Genomic DNA, 17131 nt, shown 5'->3' on the forward strand with positions numbered 1-17131 from the left:
ACGATGAACAAGAAATGGCCAAAAGTTACAATTGGAATGACGATCGCAATGGCAGTCGTACTTACAGGCTGCGGCGGGGGAAAAGACACTCCGGCGGAGAGCGGCAAAAAATCGGAAGCAGTGTCGGCGAACGTGAACGCGACCGGTTTCCCGATCGCCAAGGAGAAGATAACCTTGAACATTGCCGGCTTCAAGCCGCCTTCAGGCAAAGATTTGAACGACTATAAGATTTATCAGGATATCGAAGCCAAAACGAACATCCATATCAATTGGAATTTGACACCGGGAAGCGCCTGGCAGGAGAAGAAAAACCTGCTGTTCGCCGGCGGCGAGCTGCCCGACGCGTTCTATGCGCACGGTATTTTGAACGAAGAAACGGATATTGTGAAGTACGGATCGCAAGGCGTTCTCATTCCGCTAGAGGGCTTGATCGACAAATATGCGCCCAATGTCAAAAAGCTGCTTCAGGACAATCCGACTTATAAAAAGCAGCTGACGGCGCCGGACGGCCACATCTATTCGCTGCCGACGATCAACGAAAGCTACCCGCGAACGAAGTCCACCATGTTCATCAACAAAAAATGGCTCGACGAGCTGAAGCTTCCAATGCCGACGACGACCGACGAGCTGTACAAAACGCTGAAAGCGTTTAAAGAAAATGATCTCGGCGGCAAAAATAAGAAGGATCAGATACCGCTGTCGTTCATAAACAACCCGAGTTACCCGAACAACGACGTCAACGCCTTCTTTGGGGCGTTCGGCCGCATTGACCGAGACATGCACAAAGCGGGAAACAACCACTTGTCTGTGGAAAACGACAAAGTGATTTACACCGCAGTGCAGCCGGCTTTTAAGGAAGCCATCCAATATTTCAATAAGCTGTTTGCCGAAGGTTTGGCTGATCCGGAAAGCTTCACGCAGGATAGCAAGGTTTTAACCTCGAAAACAACCAATGGAATTGTGGGAGTCGCATTCGACTGGAACCCGAACAACCAGGATTATGTATCGCTTCCTCCTTTGAAAGGACCGAACGGCAAGGATCCGGTGTGGGCGGACTATGCGAGCAGTATTTTGGCGAGAGGTTCTTTCGCCATTACGAAGGTAAATAAGCATCCGGAAGCGACGATCCGCTGGATCGATTATATATACACACCGGTAGCTTCACTTCAACTTTCTAATGGAGTGATTGGCAGCGACGCCTTGAAGGAGCGACCAGACGGTAAATACGATATATCAACGCTTCCGGCGGGTGCTAACGAAGACGAATTCAGAAAAGCTCCGGCTGGCTCATATTCAGTATGGGCAGTGACAAAGGCTGTTGATGACTTGAAAGTGATTGTCCCTTCAGGCAAACGGACGAAAGTCGACGTCGATAATGTATACGGCAAGTATCTCATCGACAACGCATTCCCGAAAACGTATTTAACGGCCGAAGAAAGCGACCAAATATCCCGCTATTTGACTGACATCGACTCGTACGTAAGCAAAATGTACGCGAAATGGATGATGTCCGGCGGCATTGAGAATGAATGGGACGACTATGTGAAGAAGTTGAATGACATGGGCCTTGATAAAATGATGAAGATATACCAGCAGGTATACGACCGGTATAAGGCATTGAAATAAGAGTAACCGAACGTCGTTTTTATACTGGCCGTGACGTGGGTAGTTGGGCCCTTGGCTGTGCGGGCAACCGCGCAATCTACACACCGAATCTCGATCGGCTTGCCGATTGAGATTCGGTCATTTTTCTGCAAGTAGCCTGTATGTTCGACGGCCCGTGCTATACAACGCTTTGACTTCTAATTACTAAATTTGAATGATTAAAAAGGAAATGAGCTATGAGAATCAACCCTACACATCGAAACCAGCATATTAGAAGGAGTCAAAATCTTACTACAAAGCAATCTATGTTGCACGTGAGTGAACACCGTTTTCGACGCATGGTTGAGATCTCCCCAGAACCAATAATCGTACATAGCGAGGGAATTCTTACCTTCTTAAATAGAGCAGCTTTAAAACTGATTGGTGCGGATTCTCAAGTGGAAATGATCGGAAGATCAATTTTTGACTTTATTCATATTGATTACCATAGGATAGTAAAAAGTTGTCTTCTCGAAGTTGGAGATGAAGATAACGACCTAGAATTCATCCCCATTGAATTAATTCGTAACGATGGAGAAAACATTGAAGCTGAAATCTCTAGTGTAGAGGCGTTTAATTTCCTAGGTAGGGCAGTTATACAAAGTGTGATAAGAGATATCTCTGCAAGGAAAAGAAATGATGAATTTTTAAAGAGAACTGACAAACTTTCTGCTATTGGACAATTAGCTGCAGGAGTTGCCCATGAAATACGTAATCCACTAACTGCTCTTAAAGGATTCACACAATTAATGATAAGTAAGTATAACGAACCCTATTGTGCAATCATGTTGGAGGAACTGGATCGCATAAACTTAATTGTAAATGAGTTCATGTTGCTATCAAAACCTCAGATTGCCAATATGAAACAAAATAATTTAAAAATACTTATAGATAACGTAATTTTTCTTTTAGAAGCACAAGCTATTATTAACAATGTACAAATAAATTATGAACTTGAAGAAAACATTCCTCCAATTTTTTGTGATGAGAATCAACTAAAACAGGTATTTATAAATATTATGAAAAATGCAATTGAAGCAATGCCTGACGGAGGGAATTTAATTATTCAGAGTCAAGTAAGTAGTGAAAAAGTATTACTCCGTTTCATCGATCAGGGGGATGGCATTCCCCAAGAACAGATCCTTAAACTTGGTCAACCTTTCTTTACTACTAAGGAGAAGGGGACGGGCTTGGGATTAATGGTATGTTACAATATTATTGAAGCACACAAAGGTACTATGTTTATTGAAAGTGAGCAAGGTAGAGGTACAACCGTTAACATTACTTTCCCCCATTAAGTAGAATATTTTGGAATTTTTTTCATTGATTAATGATTCTCAAAATCTATTAACATCAAACAGCCTGGCATGAAATGGGGAAATGGAAGTTACCACGCCATCCCTATTAACCAAATGCGAGGTGTATTTTCTTTGTTTAAAGTTTGATTGGAATTCTAAATATGACAAATATTCCCTTTTGGGAGCTTTACCGTAAAATGGGAGTGGATATATTGCACATACAGGTAAAATTTATACACATACATAAAACAACTTTTTATATATTCTATGGTTATGTGGGGGTGAATGTTGGAAACTGAAAAAAATAAGGAACATCACGATTGTACTAAGTTGAGAGCTGTTAATTGAACAGGTAAGTTATCTTCTAAGTCAGGAGGGGCTTAATTAAAGATTGGAAAACAGTTTAGGCAAGTCTTGCTAATGATAGTAGCTTTTGTTATTTGTTAACATTGAATTGGAAGCGTTTACCTTAGTGAATTAAATTACCTTGATGGGGGAATTATACATGAGAATTGGAAAACGAGTGTTGCTTTTTTTAATGTCAATGCTCCTCATGACTTCGACATTCCCGATGCTGGGCACAGTGTCAGCAGCGGCAAGGTCGCCTATTATCGTCGGCGGCGATATGACGAATCTTAATTTTAATGCAACTCCCGGCCCAAATCCACCAAGTACATCTTTGGATAATGCTTTTTTGGGTGTGGTTAGTGGTTATACTTCGGGCAACAATTCGTATGGAAATGTAACTGACAACGGTTCCAATGTATTTTACATCGATTCCACCCCAACTACTGGGATAGCAACAACGATAAATACCTTTAAATCGTTTGCAGCTAAAACAAACCGATTTGGTATTGAATTTAAGGTGAAATTTAATAATACTACAACGAACAGAAGTCTCTCCGAGCTTAAAAGTTCTAATGGTGCTTTCACAACTCTGATTAAAACGAATAGTTCTGGACAATTCCTGGATTCGAAAGGAAATATAGTTGGTACATATGCAGCCGATCAGTGGTATGACGTCGTGTACGATGTTGATGTTCCCAACCATCAATACAGTGCCTGGGTCAACGGGGTATTGGTTGTAGACAATCTTGATGTGGGCACTTCTTTTTCTAATACAAATGGTATTGTGCAGCATAAATTAATTCAAGATAAAGTAACATCAACTGGAAGAATGACGTTAGCCTTCTTTAAAGCAGGTACAGTTACCGACCCCAATAATGCAGTAACGCCGAGTATCGACACGCAGCCTGCAGGTTCGACGGTGGGCCAAGGGGCCAGCAGCCCGATCCTAAGCATAGCAGCCAGTGTGAGTGACGGGGGAACGCTTAGTTACCAGTGGTACAACAATACGACGGGCAGCAATAGCGGCGGGACAGCGATAGGCGGAGCGACGAGCGCATCGTATGCTGCACCTACGGCGGCGGTTGGCACAACGTATTACTATGTTATGGTGACGAATACGAACAACAATGCACCGGGAAATACGACAGCAACAGCAACAAGCAACGCAGTGGCGGTAACGGTAACTAAGCCTCCTGTTTTGATCAATGGAGATTTCACGAACGTCAACTTTAATGTAGACGTCCCAACATTTGCGAATGGAACGTACACGCTAGATAAGTATTTATTGGGCGCTGTTGCAAGAACAGCAGGAAGTAATTTGGCTGGACTCGATACCGATGCAGCCGGTTCCAAGTCGTTTTTATTAGAAGCAGATAGTGCTTCTGTCGGTTCTTTTAAAGCGGCTATTAATAAAACGGACCGGTTCGGAATTCAAACCCGGCTGCAATTCAACAATACGAATTCTTTAAGAAGTATCTTTGAGGTAAAGAGCATGACTCCACCCTCAGGGACGGCTGCCTGGCCAACATTACTTGTTTTTGATCAGAATGGCAATATAAAAGACTCCAAAGGAAATGTGCTTGGCCCTTATGCAGCGAATCAATGGTATGACATCGTTATTGATCTCGACACGCCGGGTCATCGTTACAGTGCTTGGATTAACGGAGCACAGATGGTCGACAATCAGGATTTGGGCAATTGGGTAGGCGTATACCAAAACAAAATAACTCAAAATACAAATGCGAATAAGACAGCAAGTCAAACGAGGATTGCCTATTTGAAAGCGGGTTCAATCGTTCAGACGGTTCAAGATTTAATTATTCCTGATTTGACCGTGGATCTAGGAAAAGCAGCTGTGCTTTCCTATCAGACTGTTCCGAATCCCGCTTATGTCGAAAACGTAACGTGGACGTCTTCAGATCCGAATGTAGCTAAAATTATCGGCAATGGACTTCTTGCCATGCATACAGGCGTAGCCACGGTGACAGCAACGGAACAGGCATCAGGTGTCAGCAAAACATTCAACGTTACGGTACAGCAACCGACACATTCGTGGAATTCACAGGCAATCAGTTCTAGTGATCTTGCCTTGGTTCTGACATCATCGTACCGACCAGAACTTTCGTATAATTACGACCAAATTATGACAACATTCCCTGATTTGGCGAATTATTCGGATATGGACGATACAAGTTTCATTCAGGCCGTACAATCAGCGTCCGCTGCGCTTCAAAATCCAGATCAGCATTCGAAATTTGAAAAATATGCAAGACTATTTGCTCAGCTTTATCAATTAACTTCAGATCAAAAATATCAAAGAAAAGCGGCTCTCATTCTGTATTATCAAGCGTTAGATTATCCTCGTATTGTAGTGAATCACAATTACACGGATTTCTGGGGAGGGAATTATCAGTTTCCGCAAGATGCCGTTTACACGTATGGCAGCTTAATTAACTCTGATATTTGGGGTCAAATTGTTCCCGGCATCTCTGCTGCAGAAGTGAAGCAAACGATTGAAGGGTTCTGGCTAAGCCCAGATGCTTACGAATGTCTGCGACTCATCAATAGTATGGAGTTGAATAATATTACACCATACGGGGGTCGATCTGCTGTTGTTACAGGCATGCTTCTGAACGACCCCGAGATGATCCGTGCCGTGATTAGTACTTATGACCAACTGTTTACAGGAAAATTTTACTTCTCCGACGGGATGTGGAATGAAGAAACAACCGCATACGGAGATCAAGTGGCGGGCAATACTAATAGCACACTTGCGGCTTTAAAAGATTGGACAGATCCACAAGGCTACGTAGATTCTAAATTGGGACTCAGCTTGAATCATACGGATCTCAGCTCCCGATGGCCGTTATTGAAACAAACCCAAAATTTCGGCAGCGTCCAAATGGTTTATCCTGATGGAACCCCGATTCCGATTAACGACACTTATGGAAAATTAGGAAGTCCACAGCCCCAACCGATTACCAGCGTTGGATTGAAGAATATCGAGTTGCCAGGTCTTGGTTATTATGGTTTATTCCAAGGCGATCAAACGGAAGCGACTCATGCTGGATTGTTGTTTCAGCCTACCGATCTTGGTTTCTCGGGTAGCCATACACACACCAACTTCTTGTCCCTCGATCTATGGGGAGCTGGCGTAGAAATGCTGCCATACACAGGCTACGTTCATCCGACTTACGAAGATGGAAACCAAACCTTGCGTTATCCATCTATGCGTCCACTATGGAGAAATATGCCTTGGGTATGGAGACAAGATGGAGCAAATACAGTTTCCACCGGAGCTTGGGAAAAGCCTGCGCTATTAGCTTATGATCCAGGAACAGCAAATGGTCAACAAGTGCAGCTTGTAGAAGCTTCTGATCCAGGAGCTAACGATGCAGCCATGAAGCGCAGAATGGTCATGTTAGTCAATCTGGGAGGAAACCGTAACTATACGTTCGATTTAACCCGCTTGCAGGGCGGTCAGGCACATGAAATTTTCGAGCGTGGCCCAGAATTGGAGGGCATGGACGTTCAGATGCAAGGTATCCAGCTCGCGGCTACAGGCAAATCCAACTTGCAGAACTATTTAACAAGTATCAACAGTACGACAGGCTTGCTTTCCGACATGAATCAACTGCTTAATCCACAAGCAGGGTCCGGAGATAACAGCTTCTCTTATACATGGACAGGGCAACAAACAGGATCCACTATTCATACGTTTATGAATGGGGTAAGCGGTTCAGATGTGTTCTTATCAAGTATTCCAAGAGAGAGAGCGGTAACAACCAAGGCGGATGAGCCGAATGTTGTAGCGCCTCATCTTGTCAGAAGGAACATTGTATCCGATAGCAGTCAAATTACGCAGTTTGGCGCTGTGCATGAAATGTTCAGACAAGGTCAAACAGGCAAGATTACCAACGTCGAGTGGTTGAAACCGGCTGATAACGACCCAATGACGAACGTTGCCGTCGTGACAAGCGATAACTACGTGGATATGATTTATACGAGCGGCGATACGACAGAGCGCACCTTTAAAGGCATTACCTTTGCCGGAAGCGTTGCCGTTGCTAGAATCGATGCGGCGACCGGCAAGCTTGTGTATTCCTATGTATACGGACCTGGCAAAGTGACGGAACAGAATGCAAGTGTAACTGGCTGCGATACGCAACAATTGGCGATCACGGCTGCGACAACAGCTTCCATCAATCCGGCGCTTGACCCGGTTGTAAGGGATAACACAATTACCGTTACTGGCCAAGTCTATAATAAAGATTTGTATACAGGAAAGTGGATTCAAATCCGATTCGGGGACGGGTCCGGATACGGAGCGAAAGTAAAAGACATGACTGAGATTGGCAATTCTACGGTTATAACCCTGGAGCAATACACTCCATTCAGTCTAACGGGTACAGGTGTGCAATTGTTGTTTAGTCCTAATGTGTCCATTCCAGGTAACGCTTATGCCGTGTTCAATCTTCCGACATTTAGCGTTATGACGAATGCCGCCACACCGAGCAGCGCGGCGGCGGTTACGGTGAATGCAACTGCGCCGACCATTACGTTATCAGGCTCTGATTCTATAACAGTTTACGTGGGCTCGACTTACACAGATGCTGGGGCGACAGCTACTGACAATGTGGATGGCGATGTAACAAGCTCGATTGTAACAACCGGAACAGTTGACACATCCAAAGAGGGTACTTATTCAATTACGTACACTGTCCATGATCATGCTGGAAACACAGCAATCGCTACGAGAACGGTTCAAGTCATAAACGTCTATAAGTTTAGTGGAATTTTAAAACCGATAAACTTGGATGGTTCAAGTGTTTTCCAACAAGGAAGCACAGTCCCAGTGAAATTCCAGCTAACGGACGCTTTAAATCAATACGTATCCAATTTAAGTGCATCAATAAAAGTCACATACTTGTCAGNAACAAGGAAGCACAGTCCCAGTGAAATTCCAGCTAACGGACGCTTTAAATCAATACGTATCCAATTTAAGTGCATCAATAAAAGTCACATACTTGTCAGCTGATGTAGATGGAACAGATATTGAAGATGTGATCTCGACTGACGCCTCCACAGGAACGCTTTTCCGTAATGATAATACAGTTAATCAATATATCTTTAATTTGAGCACCAAAAATCTGGAAGCTGGGAAATATCAAGTTGAAGTTGTATTACCTTCAACCTATACACTTGTTTCAACAGCTCCTCTTAAAATTACATTCAGTTTGAGATCTAAAATAGGATGATTGAATAAGTTAAATAAAATCACCAGCCTCGTTTTTTTTCAAGGCTGATTGATTAACCCCCGGCGTAGAGACCGTCTGGCGTCCACTATACTTTTCACAAAAGTACAGTGGACACCTTGGGCAGTAACGATGATCCTCCGAGTTCTAAATGGGAACCTTGATCTCGGTCTGAATCTGTAAAAGAGCTATTAAGTAAGAATCTACGGTGGACGCTGTGAAAAACGGTGTCCACCGTAGTTTTATTTCTGGCTAAAAATCAGGGCTCGATTCCAGTATCAATAAAGAATTTTGCTTCAAAGGTTATTCAGTGTAAATATTTAGTTAATTCCAAATATTACCATACTGTGAGTTTTGCTGTAAAGAGAAAGTAATGAGTTTGCACATACAGGTAAAATATATACACATACATAAAGCAACTTTTTATATATACTCTATGGTTATATAGAGGTGCCGTCTCGAATGGTATGCGCATCCAATTACTATAATTCTAAGCGCACCCGACAACCAATAGGATGCAGTGAATACGAAGTACAGCATGGCAATTTTGTCTTTCTTGTTAGTAAGCGATTTCATTTAACTGGTTCGTAATGAAGTTTGAAAAACAACATGCACCGATGCATGAAATGGGGAAATGGAAGTTGCCACACCATCCCAATTAACCAAATGCGAGGTGCATTTTCATATGTATACAGCTTGATTGTATAATTCTGTCTATCATGAAAAAAATGCGTATATACCTCAAAAAAGAAAGGTGCAATAATTACAATTCTATATGTTTGGTCAATATGGGTTACATAACTTGAAGGTGGGGAAAGAGAGATCACACAGAAGAAGACGACTGAAGAAGGATTGCAAGAAAACGAGGAGCGGTATCGGGCACTGGTTGAATGTTCGCCTGAACCCATCGTCGTTTATTCCAAATCTCGCATTTCGTATGCGAATGCCGCCGCCTCTCGGCTCATCGGAGCAGAAACTCCCGAAATCCTTATCGGAGAACGAGTGCTGCATTTCATACATCCGGGATTTACGGAAATGGCGAAGCTGACTCACATGTTGCTACTAGAAGGCAAAGCCTCAGAGGTGATAGAGATCAAGCTCGTTCGTTTGGACGGTAAAGCCGTAGATGTCGAGCTTCGAGCGGTTCCCGTTAAATTTCACGGGACTTCGTTCATTCTATTATTTTTCAGAGATATAACGGATCGTAAACGGGCTGAGGCCAAGCTTATCGAAAGCGAGACACGATTCCAAAGGTTGTTGCAGTTATCGCCCGATCCCGTTATTTTGCACTGTAACGGCGTCATCCAGATTGTCAATGATATCGGTATCAGGTTCTTTAGAGCGAATAGCAGCCAAGAATTCATCGGCCGTTCTATTTTTGAGTTTTTCTCGCCGGAAGATCACCCGAAGATCGCAAGCCGAATGAATCAAGCTATTCATAGCGATGGTTTTTTGGGATTTCAAAGTTACAGGATGAAAGTGCTTGACGGGACCGAGCTCGATGTTGAAATATCATCGGTCTATGTAGATGAACAATTGGGATCTCCGATTTTTCAGAGCGTTGTCAGAGATATGACAGAGAGAAAGAATACGGAAGAATACGTACGGACTTCAGAGAAGCTTTCGATTATCGGTAAGCTCGCCGCCGGGATTGCCCATGAAATTCGCAATCCGTTAACATCGCTCAAGGGTTTCGCGCAAATTCTCAAAGCTATAAATACGAAATATATCGACATTATGTTGGAGGAACTGGAACGGATCAATTACATCGTGAATGAATTTATGACGCTTGCCAAGCCGCACTCGGTAACTTATACAGAAAACGAACTCAGGCCGCTGGTTGTGAGTGTCGTTCGATTGATGCAGCCTCAGGCGCTTCTGTTTAATGTAGACTTGCAGCTGGAGGCTGAGGCAAATCTGAAGAAAGTCCTTTGTGAACCGAATCAAATCAAACAAGTGATAATGAATATTATTAAAAATGCAATCGAATCAATGACGACCGGCGGGGTGGTGAGTATATCGCTGAAACAGAAGGACGAATTCAATGCTCTGATTTGCATTGAGGATCAAGGCGTCGGTATTCCGGAGGATCAATTGGCGAAGTTGGGGGAGCCATTTTTTTCAACGAAGGACGATGGGAATGGTTTAGGCATAACGATTTGTCAACAAATTCTTAAAGCGCATCAAGGCACGTTAACGATTCGAAGCAAACCTAATGTCGGCACAACAGTAGAGGTAGAAATTCAGTGCGATATGAGGGATTATGCGCCATGAACCTTGCGGCACGCGGCTTACAAGGTTAAATTGGAATTCTGCATATGACTAAAATAATGTTTATATACGTCAGAAAAGCGTTGTACTAATATAAAACACGTGAATGTTAAGCGCTTTCAACAATCAGTCTACAAAGGAGAGGGTCTTAGATGAAGAAGAAAGTATCGTCTTTCATCGCACTCAGCATGCTTGCTTCAGTTATGATGACAGGCTGCAGTAGCGACAAGGATGCAGGCAAAGGGGCGGATTCGTCCCAGAAGTCGCCAAATGTACAGTCCGTGGAATTTCCTCTAAAGGAAAAAGTGAAGTATTCTTTCGTACAAAGCAGAAGCGACGGTTTTAAACCCTATCAAACATTGACGGCCTGGAACGAGCAGTATGAGAAGAAATCCAACGTCCAGATTGAATGGCAGGATTGGGGCACAGGAGATGCGTATAAGCAAAAAAGCAAGCTGGCCTTTGCCAGCGGCGATCTGCCGGACGCACTCTATGGAGGCTTTGTCATTGATGGCAATGAATACACGAATTACGGTTCTCAGGGCTTGCTTATTCCTATGGAAAAGATGATCAATAAGGATATCATGCCCAATTTGACAAAATTGATAGAAAAAAACCCAGATTTGCTTAAGCAAATGACAGCTCCTGACGGACATGTTTATGGCTTGCCTGCGTATCAAGAAGCCACGACCAATACCAATGATACCATACTATACAACAGGCTTTGGCTTGATAAACTGGGTTTGAAGATTCCAACCACAACGGATGAATTCTACGAATACCTGAAAGCGATCAAGGCGTCGAAGGATTTAAACGGCAACGGCAAGGACGACGAAATTCCTTTTACCTTCCGTTTTGGTACGAATGGAACAGTAGATAAAATAAATGGAATTTCTTCCTTGATTGGTTTTACCGGACTCGTCCTGCCTCAAAATTGGGTTGATGTCAAAGATGGAAAAGTCATTTTTGTACCCGGTCAGCCGGAATATAAAGAGGCCATGAAATACCTGAATAAATTAGCGTCCGAAGGACTGATCGACAAAGAAGCTTTTACTATGGATGGCTCCGCATACACCGCTAAGCTCACAAGTAAAGTTCCGTCTGTAGGTGTCGCTATTGGCTGGTCAACAGCACAATTTAATACGCCAATTGGCAGCGATGTGTTTGTTTATGGACCTCCGCTTAAAGGTCCGGATGGCAAGCAACGGTGGGCGAAAAGGGTAACGCCTGCGAATTTCAATATTGCTTTTGCGATTACCAACAAGGCGAAAAACCCGGAAATCTTGTTGAAATGGGCAGACTTGCATTACGATACGGATGCATCCATACAAAATTTGAATGGCTCCTACGATAAATACCTGAAAAAACTGGATAACGGGGTGTTCGAAGAAATATTGAAGCCGGACGGGAAACAATTTACAGGAGTTGAAAAATCGGTAGATTCACCTGTGAATTTCTCCTTATACGCTATACTTGCGCAAGATTTTAAATGGAGTAAAAAATCAGCCGCCACGATATCCAAGGAAGAAGCGGAAAAGATATATGGCCCCTACTTCCAAAAAGAAGTTTATTTTAATCCTTTCATGGATCAAAAGGACTCGGAACGTTACACCATTGTTGGCAACGATATCGGGCAATATGTAACCAAAATGACGGCAAAGTGGATCTATAGCGGCGGGGTTGAAGCCGATTGGAATGAATACGTGAACCAGTTGAAAAAACTCGGGATGGATGATTTTGTGAAAATTGACCAGAAGGCCTATGACAGAACGAAATAGTCCTATATAGAAGTGTAACAAGGCAGTTTTAAGCTTTCAAAAGCTTCAACTGCCTTGTTATAGCATATTGGAAGTTACTATCACGCACTCTCGATGAAGGAGATGGACCGTTGTGGAAATTGCAAAATTGGCATCAAAGAATCATGTGAAAACAGAGGAATACCCGCAAGTCACAACGAAAAGGCTTCTAAAAAAAGTATTCTCTCGCGATTATCAGTTATACTTTTTGTGCCTTCCTGCACTTATATACATCATCCTATTCGATTATGTTCCCATGTATGGAATCCAGCTGGCGTTCAAAGATTTTATGATTTCAAAGGGCATATGGGGCAGTCCTTGGGTAGGATTTAAGCATTTTGAAAGATTTTTTGAATCGTACCAGTTCATGGCGGTGTTAAAAAATACGCTCGGCGTAAGTGTCTATGAATTGGTTGCAGGTTTTCCAATACCTATTATACTTGCATTGCTGTTAAATCAGGTGAGAAGCCAACGTTTCAAAAAGATTGTTCAAACGGTCACTTATGCGCCGCATTTTATATCAGTCGTGGTTCTCTCCAGCATGCTGATCATATTTTTATCACCCAGTATCGGTGTGGTCAACAATATTATCACTGCTTTTGGAGGAGAAAAAATCAACTTTATGGCGCGTCCGGATTTGTGGAAGAGCATCTTTGTATGGTCAGGCATTTGGCAGAATGCCGGGTGGGGAACCATTATTTATATTGCTGCCCTATCGTCGATAAGCCCTGAATTATACGAAGCTGCAAAAGTGGATGGGGCCAGCAAGTTTCAGATCATCCGGCATGTAGATATTCCGGGAATTTCGCAAACGATGGTCATTTTGTTTATTCTTGGAATTGGGCATGTCATGAATGTAGGTTTCCAGAAAGCCTACTTGCTGCAAAATGCTCTAAATATTGATGCATCTGAAGTTATTTCAACCTATGTATACAAGATTGGTATTGAAGGCAATCAGTTCAGCTATTCAACGGCCATTGGTCTTTTCAGTACGGTTATCAATATTATATTGCTGGTCAGCGCAAACCGTATTGCTAAAAAATTGAGCGGTTCCAGTCTCTGGTAGGAAAGGAGTGTGGCGACGATGAAAACAATTAAAAGATCCAAAGAGGATCTCATATTTGATATGATTAATTATTCTGTGCTTGGATTTTTCCTGCTTATCGTTTTATACCCTTTATATTTCGTTGTCATAGCTTCCATATCGAATCCAAATGATGTGGTCAGCGGAAATGTCTTTGTGCTCCCCAAAGGCATTACTCTGGAAGGGTATGAAAGAATATTTCGGGATACAAGGATTTGGACGGGATATGGCAATACCCTTTTATATACGGTGGCAGGAACTACGCTCAATGTTATATTGACCATGATGATTGCCTTCCCTTTATCCCGCAAATATTTCTCGGGGCGCAAATGGATTATGATCATACTTATGATCACAATGTACTTTAGCGGAGGTTTAATTCCGCATTATTTGTTGGTCAAGAGTCTGGGGCTTCGCGACACAGCGATGGCGATGATTATCCTCGGCGCGGTCGGGGTGTTTAACATCATCATCACACGTACCTTTCTTGAATCCAATATTTCGGAAGAACTGGAACAGGCGGCCGCTATTGACGGATGCTCGCCCTTTAGGTTTTTTATAACAATGGTACTTCCTTTGTCCAAGGCCGTGATGGCCGTATTGGCTCTTTACTATGGCGTGGGACATTGGAATGATTATTTTAAGGCGATGATATTTTTAAATAGCTCAGAGAAGTTTCCGCTCCAGTTAATCTTAAGATCAATCCTGATCCAGTCACAGAATATGTCTGCCATGACCGAAGATATTACATTGGTTGAGGAAACCCGAATTATTGCAGAGCAGATCAAATATGGCGTCATAATTGTGGCAAGCGTTCCGATGCTGCTCTTGTATCCTTTTCTTCAGAGGTACTTTATCAAAGGAGTTATGGTTGGATCTATAAAAGGCTAAGACTTCGAGGGGGTATTTTTATGAATTTAGATATCGACTTAAATGCTGATCTGATCCCTGAGTCTTACTGGCGTAGTGCCTGGGCATGCAGTGAATGTGTGCATCAACCAAACGTCAATACGGCCCTTATGCATGTAATCAAGATGCAAGCTTTAGAGGAATTACGAAAGCAATTGGCTTACACTCCATTTCGTTCAAAAGTCTATATGGAATTTAATCAGCGTGACCATTATATTTCACAGTTAACAGAAGAGGGCCGCTTTATAGATTTGAGCGATTCTTTCAAGGACTTGAATGTTGCTATCCTGCGGCTTGCGACGATTGCTGAACCCTTTCATTGGTCCCGCGAAAAACCGCTGCAGGATGAAAATTTGAAATCCAGGATTTTTAAAGGCGTTTCTTATTATTGCAAAATGGAAGCGGACAGGGAGGATACGGGGGCTACCCGATTTCACGGCTCTGTTTTTGCTATCCCTGTTGCTGCTGTGAATCTGTTTTTTTTCTTTCTTGACGATATGGAAGCGGTAGAAAAGGTAACAATGGAAGACCCGCTGACAAGGGAAGTACATAAGCAACTGAGCCGATGTGCGCTACAGGCATGGACATTGCCGCTTCGCGGTGATCATACCGACAGCCACCCGATCAGTCCTGAGCGGTTCCGACAGCATGTCTGGTGGGTGGGAGGGAATGCGCTGACCTATCGTCCTTCCTTTTATGCGGCAGTGGTGCTTCAATCCGTAGAAATGATAGATACCATGACTCATGTTGTTAGCCATATTTTTACGCCGACTTCTCATACCAACAGTAACGTATCTTTTTGGAATGAAGGGATATGCGCCGACGGCTTCGGTTGGGGGCATGGTCCGCAAGCCTACAACAGCGGCTATCCAAAAGACGGCATACTGAGTGGTTTGAATATCATCAAGGAATTGAAAGGAACACCATGGGAAGAAGAGATCACTTGCGGTAATATGGATTGGCTGATCAACTTTATTCGCGGTCTCAGTTGGAGTCATTACAAGGGCTGGGACGCACCGATGCAGTCTAGGCATATTTTTACAAGGAAGATGAAAGATGACGTCAGCTATATTTATGATTTAGCACAATTACTGATAGAAAATTTCAGTTATTTGTTAACGGAAGAACAGTTGAAAGAAATGAACGATCTTCTTGATTATAAAGATATCCAAAGGATGGACGGGTATCCTTCAGGTTACTACAAAGGAGTGCGCTACTTCTGGAACAATGATGATTTAATCAAGAAAACGGATAAGCTGTATTTCTATTTGAATATGGCTTCAAATCGTTGCGACGGTGTAGAATTCGCCCATATTATGGCAGATAAGCTTAATCTATTTACAGCGGATGGTTCCTATGTCATAGCAAGAGACGGCACTGAATGGGCTGAAAGCAAAGGGGCCTGGGAACTTGCTTCTTTACCTGGCATAACAGCCCGCTATATAGAAACTGCAAAGCTTGTGCCCGCAACCAACTGGTCTGGTTATAACAGTATTCATCCTTACGCGGGAGGAGTCGCCCGCAATGATAACGGCGCCGCAGGATTTATCTTTGAAAAAGTTGATCAGAAGAGTGTTGATGGAGCCGGTGTTATCCATGAGGATGGCAGTAATGAAATCTTCGGTGTGAAGGCGTACAAGAGTTATTTTATTATGGAAGATACGATTGTCTGCCTAGGCGCGGGGATATCTGATTATCGGCCGGAATTGGGCAGCGAGATACGGACCTCGATCAATCAGACGAAATGGGCAACGGATATTTTGTATCATACGGCAGGGAGTCCTTCGATAGAGACTTTCGGAATGGACAATAATGGTGTAAAGGTAACACTTAAAGGGTACGAATCCAGCAGTAAGGATATTCCTTGGGTCAAGCAGGATGGCATCCTTTATGCGGTGCTTCCTGAGCATACGTCCGGGGAAGTCGTCATGCTGGCAGAGGAAAGGATAACGCACTGGGAACTGCTCAACTTTTCAAATAGCCAGGCAGACAATGAGCTGTGCCCGATATTCCAAATTTGGGTGAATCATGGACAGGCGCCTGCCCAGAGCAAGTATTCGTATCTCATGTATGCAGGCGATCAGAAGCCGCAGTCGTATCTGGCTTCAAATCCTGTTCAAATCATTTCCAACACAACCAAACTGCAAGCTGTGGCCAATAACAACAATAGCTTGATTCAGGCTGTATTCTTTGATCATGAAACTACATGTATAACAGAGTCATTGAAGATGAAAGTTTCCAAACCTGCTGTAGTCATGTTGGAACAAGAGGGAGACAAGCTGTTTATTACGGCAAGCGACCCTTATCAGGATGTAAATTTGGATGAACTCATCATTTACTTGACCATTCCGCTTGTTGGTGTAGGGATTACCATTGACAATGAATGGCATGCAGTTCCAATCAAAATGCCTGGAATTCCTGTTGTCGGCAAGCCGAATACGGTCGTTGTCAATATAATTGCTGTCTAATGTCATTATTTTATTTATTTACATCATAATGTTTCCTTGGCAAACCCTGTAAAGTTGT

Annotated in this window: 8 protein-coding genes and 1 pseudogene; all 9 read left to right on the forward strand. The window is 43.1% G+C overall.

All coding sequences use genetic code 11. The features are described from left to right. Positions 1-3 precede the first annotated feature (3 nt). Complete coding sequence (locus ASG93_RS01775; RefSeq protein WP_056828218.1) at positions 4-1626, forward strand: extracellular solute-binding protein; 1623 nt, start codon at positions 4-6, stop codon at positions 1624-1626. A 215-nt stretch (positions 1627-1841) separates the two neighbouring features. Next, positions 1842-2942: an ATP-binding protein gene (locus ASG93_RS01780; RefSeq protein WP_056828220.1), complete on the forward strand. Its 1101-nt coding sequence runs from the start codon at positions 1842-1844 to the stop codon at positions 2940-2942. Between the two features lie 2020 nt (positions 2943-4962). Then, the coding region (locus ASG93_RS37025) for an immunoglobulin-like domain-containing protein (protein WP_414858839.1) at positions 4963-8224 on the forward strand (3262 nt) is incomplete at its 3' end. Between the two features lies 1 nt (position 8225). Beyond that, positions 8226-8548: pseudogene (locus tag ASG93_RS37030) on the forward strand (PxKF domain-containing protein); the annotation flags it as partial. An 849-nt stretch (positions 8549-9397) separates the two neighbouring features. Next, the gene (locus ASG93_RS01795) at positions 9398-10819 is read left to right on the forward strand and encodes a PAS domain S-box protein (protein ID WP_056828226.1); all 1422 of its coding nucleotides are present in this window, start codon (positions 9398-9400) and stop codon (positions 10817-10819) included. A gap of 149 nt (positions 10820-10968) precedes the next feature. Then, a complete protein-coding gene (locus ASG93_RS01800; protein WP_056828229.1) occupies positions 10969-12594 on the forward strand; it encodes a hypothetical protein in 1626 nt (541 codons plus the stop codon). Between the two features lie 112 nt (positions 12595-12706). Further along, positions 12707-13678 (forward strand): ABC transporter permease, encoded by a 972-nt coding sequence (locus tag ASG93_RS01805; protein ID WP_235550697.1) that lies wholly within the window; start codon positions 12707-12709, stop codon positions 13676-13678. An 18-nt stretch (positions 13679-13696) separates the two neighbouring features. Continuing rightward, positions 13697-14587 carry a carbohydrate ABC transporter permease gene (locus tag ASG93_RS01810; RefSeq protein ID WP_056828231.1) on the forward strand — a complete coding sequence of 297 codons (891 nt, stop codon included), beginning with the start codon at positions 13697-13699 and terminating at the stop codon, positions 14585-14587. 20 nt (positions 14588-14607) lie between these two features. Beyond that, the gene (locus ASG93_RS01815; RefSeq protein WP_056828233.1) at positions 14608-17073 is read left to right on the forward strand and encodes a polysaccharide lyase family 8 super-sandwich domain-containing protein; all 2466 of its coding nucleotides are present in this window, start codon (positions 14608-14610) and stop codon (positions 17071-17073) included. Positions 17074-17131 lie beyond the last annotated feature (58 nt).

Source organism: Paenibacillus sp. Soil787 (assembly GCF_001429545.1).
Taxonomy (GTDB): domain Bacteria; phylum Bacillota; class Bacilli; order Paenibacillales; family NBRC-103111; genus Paenibacillus_E.